Below are 12,571 nucleotides of genomic sequence, written 5' to 3'. Positions count from 1 at the left end.
TTTTTTTATTGGGATGGAATGGTATGGCCGTTTGAAAACCACTCTTCTACCGCACTGATAAATTCTTCTTTTGATACCGGTGGAAGTTCACGCGGCTCTCCTTTTACATTCGTGCCCGGCTCCCAAGCCCAAAGTACCAAATCATCTTCCGTTAAATGTTTTCTGATTTCCTCCGGGGAACGACCACCGTTACGCTCTGTATCCATCATGGATTTTGCGATTTCAAACCGATTTAAACCTTGCCACCGCATGGAGTGTGGTGCCAAAGACCAATGCGGTGCTCCCGGAGCCCCGGAATACGGATTGTTTTCAGATTGATGACAGGTAGCACATTTGGTAGCTTTAAAACCTTTATCATTTTCTCCCCTGGCCATATCAAAATGATGGGGGTGACTATCCTCTCCCTGTTTGGGAATATTATCGCTTGGGTGACAATTCAAACACCGTGGGTGTGTTAACACATCCATCATCTTATGAAAAGCTATATCCGATGCAGGTTTGTTATTATCTTTACTAACCGGTACAGACTCATAATTGGTTTCCGCAGGTGTATACACTGAAGCCAACACCAAGCCCACCATCAATAAAAAGAAAAGGAATACGTATTTTTTTAAATTCATAGCTGAAGTAGGCCTAATTGCCTATAGCTATAAAGTTACTCATTAATTGTAGAAATCCTGAAGTCCTGTGCTATTGCGTTAGCATATCTACCAAAAAGACTATTTTGTTGCCGTTATAGAGTCCGTTGCCACGAAAAAAGCTTCAATTTCCGGGGCAATGCCATAGTTTACTTGCAGCCCCTTGTTTGTATCCTGTAACTCCTGAATCGCATTTTTAGAGATTCCGGTTTTATAGACATACAGTTTTTTTAGGTCCGTCATATTCTTAAAAACAGCCAAGCTCTTATCCGTAATGTCGGTTTCGTACACTTTTAAAAGTTTGAGTTTTTTTAAGTTCGATAGTTTTTCCATCTCGGTATCGGAAACGGGCGTTTTATCGATTTCCAGCCATTCCAAATTCTGGCATTTGGCTACCACCTCTATTTCTTGGGCACCTAGCGGAAGTCCGCTTAGGTCTAATTCCACAATATTGTTCGCAATGCGTTGCAACGCCAAGATAGGTTTTACATCATACTCCGGCGGCAAATACATATCTATGCTAAGTGCATTGGAATTGCTCGCCACGCGTTCTATGGTAAGATAATCGGAAGCAAGTTTCTGCAACGTACTATCGGCCACAAAAGGCAGTTCCGCCCATTTGGACATAGGGTCCGGTTCCATCAACCCCTTAACGAGGACGGCCAAAGGTTCACTTTTAGGCAATTGATCCAAACGCAAGGTATCCGAAGCTCCCAACGCTACCCAACGTTCCAAAATTTCAATTTCACTTGGTGTCAAGGGCGTTTTTCCTTCCGGTGGCATGTGTTCCTCATTTTCCACGGGCAAATGCAATCTACTGATCAATTCACTTTTAAGCGGGTCTCCCGGAACTAGGGTATTCCCGCTTTCACCGCCTTTCAACAATTCAGAAAAATTGGTCAAGAGTAACTCTCCCTTTTTCTTATTGGAGTTATGGCAGGACACACATTTATCGTCTAAAATTGTGGCTACCACATCCGCATAGATTATTGGGTTCTCCGGAAGTTCCTTTTCTTTTTTTGAAGTTGGCAAAGCCAGAAATTCTTCGCCATGCGTAACCATTCCCCCATAATGACCGGTAAGTGCTACCAGAACCACCACAACCACTTGAAGGCCTTTTACATAGATTTTACTGCCCAGACCTTTATTGGCCAAAGCATACCAGAGGGCTGCAATAAGGGCCACGGCCCCACCCATCCATTGGTGCCACAAGAGCAAATCTCCCTTTACCGGGGTTTCCTTCCCCAGAAAGAAACCTAATATAGCGGTTACCAAAGCTGATAATACCCCAATTACCAAAAGTTCATGCGGTACCTTTTTTCCGGTCAAACCCAGAAAAACGGCAATTAGCAAAAGTACGATCGGAAAGTGAAGCACCAAGGGATGCCAACGCCCCAACCACGCTACCAAATTAGGCAACACGATACTGGAATCGAAAACCAAACAAAAAATAAGAAAAACGGATAGGCCTAAAACACTATACTCTACCCAACGGCTTTTTAAAAAATTGGTCATTGGTTATGCTAAAAGGTCATTGATTACATTTCCGGCTACATCGGTCAGTCTAAATCGGCGTCCTTGATATTTATAGGTTAATTGCTCATGATCTATTCCCATGGCATGCATTAAGGTGGCGTGGAAATCGTTTACATGTACCGGGTTTTCAATAACATTGTATCCAAACTCATCGGTCTTACCATAATTGAGACCGGGTTTAATTCCTCCACCGGCCATCCAAATGCTAAATGCCCTTGGGTGGTGATCCCTACCAAAGTTTTCCGGATTAAAATTACCCTGACAATAATTCGTCCTACCAAATTCACCGCCCCAAACTACCAAGGTATCCTCTAACATACCACGTTGTTTTAAATCCTGAACGAGTGCCGCCGATGCTTGATCAACGTCTTTTGCTTGGCCTGCCATAGCATTGGGCAGATTGCCGTGTTGGTCCCAACCTTGATGATACAGTTGGATGAAGCGCACACCATTTTCCGCCAATCTGCGGGCCTGCAACGCATTTGCCGCATAGGTTCCGGGCACCTGACAGTCTTCACCATACAGTTTAACAATAGACTCCGGTTCTTTTGAAATATCCATAACGTCCGGCACCGACATTTGCATACGGTACGCCATTTCATATTGGGCAATACGGGATTCTATTTCATCATCGCCCGTTTCTACATGGTGCATTTTGTTCAGCTGGGAAACCTCGTTCAACAAATGCCGTTTGTCCGATCTGGAAAGTCCGTCCGGGTCGTTCAAATATAGTACAGGGTCCTTTCCGGACCGCAACAGCACACCTTGATGCTTGGAATCCAAAAAGCCACTGGACCATAGTTTGGAGTACAACCCTTGACTATTTCCTTTTCCACGTGAAGTAAGCACTACAAAAGAAGGCAGGTTCTTGTTCTCACTGCCCAACCCGTAACTCATCCACGAACCCATACTGGGGCGCCCAGAAATCTGACTTCCCGTTTGAAAGAAGGTAATGGCCGGGTCGTGGTTAATGGCCTCCGTATGCATACTGCGCACTACGGTAATATCATCGGCAATTTTAGCGATATGTGGGAAGTAATCACTGATCCATGTTCCACTTTGTCCATATTGCTTAAAGTTAGTAGCCGCGGGCATCAATGGAAATTTATCCTGCCCAGAAGTCATTCCTGTTAACCGTTGTCCATTTCGAATGGAATCCGGTAAATCCTCGCCCATACGTTTTCGCAACGTAGGCTTATAGTCAAAACTTTCAAATTGAGAAGGTGCGCCCGCTTGAAAAAGATAAATGACCCTTTTGGCCTTTGGAGCAAAATGCGGAATACCCAATGGTTGGGTTACAGGTGGTGCCCCGCCTCCTTTCAACAGATCGGGAATTAATAATGACCCTAGTGCCAACGAACCAATACCCACACTCAATTGTGAAAAAAAATGCCGTCTGTTTACTTTTAACGGATCCTCCTTTTTGTTTTTGTCTTCTTTCATGGCCTATTCTTTTGTAATGGTTTCGTCTAAATTGTAAATAACCTGTGCCGTAAGCATCAACGCCGCTGTTTTCACGGGACTGACCTGCAACTGCTCAAAATCGCCAACGGCAACTAATTTTTCAGCGCTTTCCAAATCATCTTTATATTGCTCCAAAGCATCATGATAATAATTGTTCAATGCCAATAGTTCTTCTTTTCGCGGACTACGTACCAAAATGCGTTTGAAAAGAGTAGCTACTAAATTAGGATTGTCCGGATCGGCTTCTATACTTCTTTGTGCCAACACCCTTGCTGCTTCCAACACCTGTACATCATTCTGGAGCACCAATGCCTGTAGGGGCGTATTTGTTTTTTGCCTACGTACTTCCGAAAAATCTCTCGTAGGCGCATCAAAAATGGTCATATTGGGTGGCGGTAACGTACGTTTCCAAAACGTGTACAACGAACGTCTGTACAAATCCGCTCCTTGATCGGGAACATATTTCGTAAGGATACCACGGTTACCCCCGGCATTGGTTTCTTCCCATAGACCTGCAGGTTGATAGGGCTTTACACTAGGGCCTCCCAACTCGGGATTAAGGAGACCACTTGTGGCAAGAATATAATCCCTGATCATTTCACCACTCATTCTAAAGCGCGGTGCACGGGCCAACAGTTTATTTTCCGGGTCCGCCTTTTTTAGCTCCGGGCGCATTTCCGATTTTTGCTGATATGTGGCCGAAAGCATGATTTTCTTCAGGAGGTATTTGATATCCCAGTTGTGCTCCATAAAATCTACCGCCAACCAGTCCAGTAATTGAGGGTGTGTAGGCAGGCTGCCCTGAACTCCAAAATCCTCGGAAGTCTCTACCAACCCCTTACCGAACAACATGGCCCAAATACGGTTTACATATACTCTTGCCGTGAGCGGATTGTTCTTGTCTACCAACCACTGCGCCAGCCCTAAACGGTTCTTGGGCAAGTCTTCCGAAAAGGCAAAAATGGCCTCGGGTGTTTTTGGCAATACTGAATCTGCAGGTTGATCATACTGACCTCTATCTAAAATATAGGTAGTTCTAGGCGCCGAATCGTTCATGACCATTACATTAATAGTTGGCAGACTATCCATATGGACAAAAGACAATACGTCTTCCGTTTCCTCTTTAGAAATGGTCAGGAAAGGTGGGTCTGCAAAGAATTTTCTTTTTCCCGCCTGAACCGCATCCATTTGAAGCCCCCTTTCTTTGACTTGATTAAAAAAAGCGAACATCTCAAAATAATTGGCTTGGGAAATGGCATCATATTTATGGTCATGGCACTGCGCGCATTCTAGCGTAATCCCTAAAATTCCCTTACCCACAGTATTGGTACGGTCCAAAACGTAGTTGGTACGGTACTCTTCCTGAATTACCCCACCTTCCTGTGTAATGGGATGGTTACGGTTAAAGCCCGTAGCAAGAATTTGTTCTTTAGTAGCATTGGGCAACAAGTCTCCCGCCAACTGCCAAGTTAGAAATTGGTCATACGGCAAATTTTTATTGAACGCATGAATCACCCAATCGCGCCAGGGCCACATGGTACGGTAACTATCATCTTGATACCCGTGGGAATCCGCATAGCGGGCCACATCCAACCAAGACTGCGTCATACGTTCGCCATAGGCCGGAGAACTCAAAAATGTTTCTATAATTTGCTCCACATCGCCATTGGCGGTAAGTTCTTCCAACTGTTCCAATTGAGGTGGGAGACCGGTTAAATCCAAACTTATCCTGCGTATTAGAGTTTCTTTGGCCGCCTTTTCCGAAGGGCTCAATCCCTTTTCCTCCAGCTTCTCCAAAATAAAACCATCAATTTCATTTTGTGCCCATTGTGTATTTTCCGTTTGCGGGGCAGTCGTCTTTTTAGGTGAAATATAGGCCCAATGTTTTTCGAATTTAGCCCCTTGTTGAATCCATTTTTTTATGAGCTTTTTTTCATAGGAATTCAAGTGCAATTTTGAATCTGCCGGTGGCATGATAACATCTTTATCTTCAGAAATGATTGCCTGATAGGCGATACTTTTTCTTAGGTTTTTGGAGACCAAAGCATAATTACCCGGATTTTCGGGAAGTTCGGAAAATGCCCCTTCTTCCAAATCCAAACGCAGACCTGCCTTTCTTTTATTGGCATCCGGACCGTGACAGGTATAGCAATTATCGGAAAGGATAGGTTTGATATGAAAATTGTAATCTACCGTTTCCGGTAATTTCATATCGGCATATTCATCGTTAGCAGAATCGAATATTCCCTTCTTATACAAAAAAAGAAAACCGATCAAACTGGCCAAAACTACCGCAACTATTATCTTATACTTCATTTTTTGGAATGGTACATTACACACTTAATGTTATTCCATAAAACTAGCAGTTCTAGGCTATAGCCACAATTCAATCAGTTGCACTTTTTCGTCATTTATTATCACTTTTTGAATACATCGCCCGTATTTAAGCCATGTCAACAAATACAACCAGGTTTGACTATGAATATGAAACCAAAATACAGATTACGCTGAAAGTGTTCTTAGGGCCAGCCATGCCATTAACCCGCCCCCTAGTTCCAAAGCAGATTCATCAATATTAAAAGTAGGTGTATGCAGACCGGATGTAATGTTCTCTTGCGTATTTCCCACCCCTAGCATATAAAAACATGCGGGGTTGTGCTGAGTGTAGTATGCGAAATCTTCCGCTGCCATCCATTGGTCCAATTCCTCAACATTTTCTTCGCCTAAATAGTCCTTTGCCTGGATTCTTAGGTTTTCGGTCAAGGTGGAATCATTTTTTAAATGTGGGTACCCATGATTGATTTTCAGTTCGCAACTGCCCCCCATGGCTTCAGCCATTGTAGCGACCAATTTCTTCAGCTTTTCCAAAGCTGTTTTCCGCCAATCTTCATCCATAGTCCTAAAAGTACCCTCAATGGAAACTTCATTGGGAATAACGTTGATCGCACCATTGGCGATTACCTTACCGAACGAAAGTACGGACGGAATTTTAGGGTCCGCAACACGACTGACCAATTGCTGAGCGGCAACTATAATGTGAGAGGCGATCAGAACCGGGTCAATAATTTTTTCAGGCATTGCGGCATGACCTCCTTTTCCTTTTACGGTTAAAAAGAGTTCGTCCATACTGGCCATGAACTTTCCGGAGCGAAAACCTACTTTCCCCACAGGAATATCTGGCCGTACGTGCTGCCCTATATGGGGAATACTGCCTAAAACAGTATATGCTTTTTCCTTAATAACGCTTACCGCCCCTCCCGGACTAAGCTCTTCCGCAGGCTGAAAAAGTAATTTTACACTTCCCTGAAAATCACCTTTCAGTTCCATTAAAATTTTAGCACAAAGTAAAAGGGAAGCACTATGGGCATCATGACCGCAGGCATGCATAACGCCATCTGTGGTGGAAGCGTAAGCTATAGTATTTTGCTCCTGAATCGGTAAGGCATCAATATCCGCTCTAAGCAGCACCGTTTTTCCTTTTTCACGACCGTTAATGGTAGCCAACAAACCTGTTCTGGCAACCGATTCAATGTCCGTAATACCCAACGCCAGCAGTTGTTCCTTTAAAAAGGAACAGGTATTGTATTCTTGAAAAGAGAGTTCCGGGTGTTGGTGCAAATGCCTACGGACCTCCACAAACTCCGGAGCGTATTTTGCCGCAAGACTCTTAATTTTTGCACGATTCTCCATTAAAAAAGATTTTAAAGCAGATTACCCCCTTGAACCGAAATGCTTACTTCTTTGAAAAAAGTAAATCAAAATTAACGGTAACCTCATCCCCTACTACTATCTGGCCAAACATGGCCGTTGGGGGTTCCATACCGTAATCTTGCAGCACCAACTTCTTTTGTCCTTTAATTTTAAGTCCTTCCGATGCCGTTTCCATAGTTACTGGAATCTCTACCGTTTTCTCCGCTCCGGCAATGTTCAAAGACCCCACTAAAGTAGATGTATCCTTTACCTCCTTAAGTTTAAAAATAACCTTGGGATGCGCCTCTTTTTTTAAGGCCTCGTGCATTTTTTTGTCCATTGCCGCACCTCTTTCACTTTTAATATCGTCTACGGGAACCTCTAAATCAATTTCTTTGGGTGCAGTACCGTCATAAGTAAGGGTTGCGGACACCGAATTTGCGGCCACTTCCCATTCATGAACGGTAGAAGTCCCGTTTATGGTCAATGTACTAGTATCCGAAAGCGTATATTCATCCTGAGCCCGACCTACAAAGGTAAAAGCCACTAGAAGTACTAATAGAAATGTATTTTTCATGGTATTTAAATTGGCCAAAACATTAATGGCATTTTATATTCAATTTTCTATTCATCCAAAACGGTCTGCCAGAACTTCTTTTGTTCTTCCTCGGTAGGTTGAACTTTTGGACTTACCAATCTAAAACCTACATAGTTGGAATCTGTAAACCACCAAAAACTCTTTGGAATCTGTGGATCACGCTTCTGCTGTTTTAAACTTGAAGCCGTTCTGGCCGATGAACGTAATTTATCCGCATCATCATCCCAAGAACCACCCCTATACGAGCGTGGGTGTATTACTGTTGGAGTTACCCAAGGATTTTTCTTGTCCATTGTGGCATAGGCATCTGCCTTGTATTCATCCAACGTCCATTCCGCCGCATTCCCATGCATATCATACAAGCCCCAAGGATTTGGTTTTTTGGACCCCACCTTGGCATATTTACTTTCCGAATTCTTGTAGTATACCGCATACTCGTCTATCTGAGCTACATCATCCCCAAAACTATAAGCACTTTGTGTACCTGCCTTAGCAGCGTATTCCCATTCGGCCTCCGTGGGCAATCGGTAAAATTTTCCGGTAACGGCACTTAGCCATTTGCAATATACCAATGCCGAATATGCGGACATGCTTACCGCAGGAAACCCGTCTTTACCCATACCATACGATGGATCCTCATACGGCGGACTGGGACGTGTAATGGCATCAATTTTAATTACACGGTCATCATCCAATTTTACAAAAAGTTCTTTGTTCTGTTTGAAGAAAAGTTCAAACAAGTCCCATGTCAATTCATGCTTCGCCATATAAAAAGCGTCTAGCTCTACCTCCTTTTGAGGACCTTCATCGGCCTTTCTGTTCGCTTCCGATTCCGGACTACCCATGGTAAAGGTTCCACTAGGAATCAACACCATATCAAAACTCTTATCGGTTTCGGGAACGGTTTCGGTATAACCGTTAGAAGCCTCTACGGGTACTTTTTCCATTACTTTTTCTTCCGTTTTTTCCACCGCGGTTTCCTGGGTGGCCGTAACGGCTTGTGTAGATTTACAAGATTGTAGGACCGCCCCTATGAGACAGGCAGACAAGGTAATTTTGGTTAACTGAATTTTCATTGGTAAAATGGTTTTGCTAAAAATAGTTTTTTTTATCTACAATGGTCAAGCTCTACCCATTTTAAACCTTACCAACCCCAACCTCTTAACAACAGCTGTACTATTTGTTTAAAAACTAGCAAACACAATGCTCCACACCCCTTGCTATTGCCCTACAACTACCCAAAATAGCCTATATTTGTGCGAACGCTATAAATTATAAAAATGAAAAAACTACTATGCATAGCAGTGACCCTATTTGTTTCGGCAGGGGTTTTCGCACAAAAGGAAAACACAAAAGAATTAGAGAAGTTTACGGAGCTTAAAGTATATGACCGCATCGTGGTAAGCTTGGTAAAAAGTAACGAGAACAAACTTGTTATTACAGGAGACGATAAGGATGAAGTAAACATCTCCAACAAAAATGGACTCCTAAAAATAAAAATGGAGTTCGATAATTTTTTAGATGGGAACGAGGCCAAAGCCACTTTATACTATACAGAAGAGCTTGCCCTATTAGATGCCAACGAAAATGCAAAAATACGTTCGGACGAGACCATTAAAGGCGACCGCGTAGAAATCAAAACCCAAGAAGGTGGTAAAATAGATTTAAAAATAAACATCAAAGACCTCTACACTAAATCTATCTCAGGAGGGGAAGTTACCCTTACCGGTTCTGCGGACAAACAAGAGGTAATGGTGAATACGGGAGGAAAGACGTATAACAAACAACTAGACACCAATGAGACTACCGTAGTAGTCAATGCCGGAGGAAGGGCAGATGTAAAAGCTACCGATAAAGTAACGGCCAAAGTACGCGCCGGCGGTTCTATCTACATCTATGGTAATCCTAAGAGTATTGAAAAGGACAAAGTTTTTGGCGGCAAGATCAAAGAAATGGATTAGGGCTACTGCTCTATATCCACAGCTTCAAAAGCTACGAGTTCATTATCTTGAAATTGCGGGGTTACCTCAATAGGGTTGCAACATACCTCGCAATCTTCCACATAGGTTTGTTTTGAAACCGAGGGATCCATTAACATGGAAATTTCTTCCCAACAATAGGGGCATTGAAAAAAGTGTTCGTACATATAGACCTTTTAAAGTTGCACCTGTTTTTTACTTTTGGACGATCGATAGATGGCATTTATTAAAGCGACCGATTTCCGCGCCTCTGCACCATCCACCATAGGTTTCCGGTTTTCCCTGATAGCGTTTACCATATCCTGAAGAACCACTTTATGATTGTGATGCCCAATGGCCGTAGGGTCTGCCGCGCCGCTTCCCTGTTCTTTTGAAGTTAATTTCGGAGCATCTTCTCCTTTTACATTCCATGCAATGATTTTCCCGCCTTCCATAATAATGCTTCCTTTCTCACCATATACCTCAACGCGTTCCGGGTAGCCTGGAAAAAGGGCCGTACCTGCCGTAATCGTTCCCATGGCCCCATTCTCATAATTTACCAATACCGCACCAACATCTTCCCCTTCTATTTCATGTACTCTAGTTTGTACATTGGCAAAGACCGAAACTGCAGGCCCCATAAGGTTCTGCAATAAATCTACGGTATGAATACCTTGGTTGATAAAAGCGGCGCCACCATCTAATTTCTTGGTTCCTCTCCACTTGCTATTGGCGTAATACGCCTGTGAACGGTACCAGTTGATACTGGCATTGCCCATAAGCAATTTTCCAAGCTTACCGGACTTTATCGCATTTTCTACCTGTTTGTAATCCGTGCTACATCTGTTTTGAAGTACACAGCCCAAAAGTACCTTTCGCTCTTCGCATAGGGCAATCAACCCATCTATTTTTTCAGTAGTTACCTCAAGGGGCTTTTCACTTAGGATATGTTTGCCCGCCTTAGCGGCAGCTTCTATTGCTATACTATGTTTTCCACTTTCATTACAAACACAGACCAAATCTATTTCTGGGTGCTGTACGAAAGTATTAAGGTCACTATAGATGGGCAATCCAAAATCAGCTTTCAGCTGCTCTACCCTATCCGCAGATTTTGTACAAAGCCCTACTATCCGGACGCCTTCCAGCTCCGAAAGACATTTTACATAGGTATGTACGATTGAACCCGTGCCAATAATTCCAACGCCAATATGAGACATATGATAGTTCTATTTTTGTAAAACTATACTACGAAGAAATTATTTGAAAGGCAAAGAATCCGTGCATTTACGGATGCCTTTTCAGTACGGTTTTAGACGATACGATTAAAATTCAACGTTAAGAAGTTGCCCGGTAAGCTGAAGCAATTGAAGTTCCGCAAGCTTGGCATCATACTTGGCCAAGTTCTTATTGGTCTGCGCATTCAAAAGGTTAATTTGCGCCTGCCGGAACTCTATGGACGTAATCCTCCCCAATTGAAACTGCTCTTTTGAACGTTCAAAATTATTTTGGTTGGTAATTACATTCTGTTCCTGAATCTGATAAATGGTCAATCGGTTTTCGTAGCTCGCCAGAGCATTAAGAATATCACGATCCACTTCTAATGTTACTTGCTCTTGCAACAACTCTTGGTTTTCATAGGCAATTTTGGAATTCTGCACCAAGGTAGTTGTTCTTCCGCCATCAAAAAGGTTCCAAGTAAGACTGGCCCCTAAGCCCAATGTAAGGCTGGTTCTGTTGCTCCCGGGAATAATTTGGCCCGGCAAAAAGGAATTGGGTGCACTTTGGTTCAAATTCCAACCGTACGAGCCCGTAAGCCCAATAGTAGGAAGGTAACCGGAACGATTCACCTTAATATCATACGCATTAATGGCCAAATTACGCTCGGCCTGCAGTATGGTTACGTTGTTCTGCTTGGCCTCGCCTATGAGCTCATCCAATTGCAATCTGGGCACAAAACGAACAATAGTATCCACTTGAAAATCCTCGGTCAAGCTTTGATTGACAATAACATTCAAATCCCTTTTAACATTGGCCAATTGCTGTTTGGTGTTCAATAGGTTAATACTATCATTGGTAACATCTACCTGAGCATTTAGAATGTCCAGTTTGGTATTCTGGCCGTATTCAAAAGCGTACTCCGCCCGTGTAATACGGTCCGTAGAAATTTCCAAAGCCTGTTTCAGCACATTTTCGTTCTCCGTAAGCCTAGCTACTTCAAAATAAATACTGAACAATTGCAACAATGTGTTCTCTATGGTCTCCCTGGCTTGTAATTCCGTAAGTTGATACTGCTCTTTTAGTCTTTTGTAATTGTAGAGCCTTCCTAAACCATCAAACAACGTATAGTTCAAGTTCAATCCGCCATTGAAGGATTGCGATTCCGCATGGTTTATTTCCAGATCAGGTCTGGGCTCGCCGGAGCTTTCAAATTGTCCCGGATATTCCGTATTGCTATTTAAATCATTGTAATTGGCGCCTGCCGTACCCGTAAGACTCGGTAAATAGCCAGAATTGAGTATACCCTGATTGTTATCGGCAATTTCTACTTGATTACCCGCTACCTTAATTCCAAAGTTGTTTTCCAATGTTAAGCGTACCGCTTCTTCTTTGGATAAACGCTTCTCTTGAGCTGTAACTCCTAGGCTGATAAAAAGAAAAATTAAGGGGACTATAACTTGTTTGATCAT

General features: G+C 43.0%; 11 protein-coding genes. 1 reads left to right on the top strand and 10 read right to left on the bottom strand.

The window, feature by feature from the left end; genetic code table 11:
- Positions 1–5: 5 nt before the first annotated feature.
- From H9565_RS04455 to H9565_RS04425, 7 genes are all read right to left on the bottom strand, one after another.
- Entirely contained in the window at positions 6–620 is a 615-nt protein-coding gene (locus H9565_RS04455) for a hypothetical protein (RefSeq protein WP_215437980.1), read from the bottom strand.
- A gap of 99 nt (positions 621–719) precedes the next feature.
- Positions 720–2,153 carry a c-type cytochrome domain-containing protein gene (locus H9565_RS04450; RefSeq protein ID WP_215437979.1) on the bottom strand — a complete coding sequence of 478 codons (1,434 nt, stop codon included), beginning with the start codon at positions 2,151–2,153 and terminating at the stop codon, positions 720–722.
- 3 nt (positions 2,154–2,156) lie between these two features.
- The gene (locus H9565_RS04445) at positions 2,157–3,617 is read right to left on the bottom strand and encodes a DUF1501 domain-containing protein (RefSeq protein WP_215437978.1); all 1,461 of its coding nucleotides are present in this window, start codon (positions 3,615–3,617) and stop codon (positions 2,157–2,159) included.
- 3 nt (positions 3,618–3,620) lie between these two features.
- Entirely contained in the window at positions 3,621–5,954 is a 2,334-nt protein-coding gene (locus tag H9565_RS04440) for a PSD1 and planctomycete cytochrome C domain-containing protein (RefSeq protein ID WP_215437977.1), read from the bottom strand.
- 186 nt (positions 5,955–6,140) lie between these two features.
- Complete coding sequence (locus tag H9565_RS04435) at positions 6,141–7,328, bottom strand: M20 metallopeptidase family protein (RefSeq protein WP_215437976.1); 1,188 nt, start codon at positions 7,326–7,328, stop codon at positions 6,141–6,143.
- A gap of 43 nt (positions 7,329–7,371) precedes the next feature.
- Positions 7,372–7,905: a YceI family protein gene (locus H9565_RS04430; protein ID WP_215437975.1), complete on the bottom strand. Its 534-nt coding sequence runs from the start codon at positions 7,903–7,905 to the stop codon at positions 7,372–7,374.
- 47 nt (positions 7,906–7,952) lie between these two features.
- Positions 7,953–9,002: a formylglycine-generating enzyme family protein gene (locus tag H9565_RS04425; protein ID WP_246560287.1), complete on the bottom strand. Its 1,050-nt coding sequence runs from the start codon at positions 9,000–9,002 to the stop codon at positions 7,953–7,955.
- Between the two features lie 204 nt (positions 9,003–9,206).
- Between H9565_RS04425 and H9565_RS04420 the strand changes: the two genes are divergently transcribed.
- A complete protein-coding gene (locus tag H9565_RS04420; protein ID WP_215437974.1) occupies positions 9,207–9,887 on the top strand; it encodes a head GIN domain-containing protein in 681 nt (226 codons plus the stop codon).
- A gap of 2 nt (positions 9,888–9,889) precedes the next feature.
- Here the strand turns inward: H9565_RS04420 and H9565_RS04415 are convergent, their stop codons facing one another.
- The 3 genes from H9565_RS04415 to H9565_RS04405 form a co-directional block, all read right to left on the bottom strand.
- A complete protein-coding gene (locus H9565_RS04415; protein WP_215437972.1) occupies positions 9,890–10,072 on the bottom strand; it encodes a CPXCG motif-containing cysteine-rich protein in 183 nt (60 codons plus the stop codon).
- A gap of 9 nt (positions 10,073–10,081) precedes the next feature.
- Positions 10,082–11,101, bottom strand: a complete 1,020-nt coding sequence (locus H9565_RS04410) for a Gfo/Idh/MocA family protein (RefSeq protein ID WP_215437970.1) — start codon at positions 11,099–11,101, stop codon at positions 10,082–10,084.
- 105 nt (positions 11,102–11,206) lie between these two features.
- Positions 11,207–12,571 (bottom strand): TolC family protein, encoded by a 1,365-nt coding sequence (locus H9565_RS04405; RefSeq protein WP_215437969.1) that lies wholly within the window; start codon positions 12,569–12,571, stop codon positions 11,207–11,209.

The sequence above is a fragment of the Zobellia russellii genome, from assembly GCF_018728565.1.
In the GTDB taxonomy this organism is placed as follows: domain Bacteria; phylum Bacteroidota; class Bacteroidia; order Flavobacteriales; family Flavobacteriaceae; genus Zobellia; species Zobellia russellii.
This window is presented reverse-complemented; position numbering and strand designations above follow the sequence as displayed.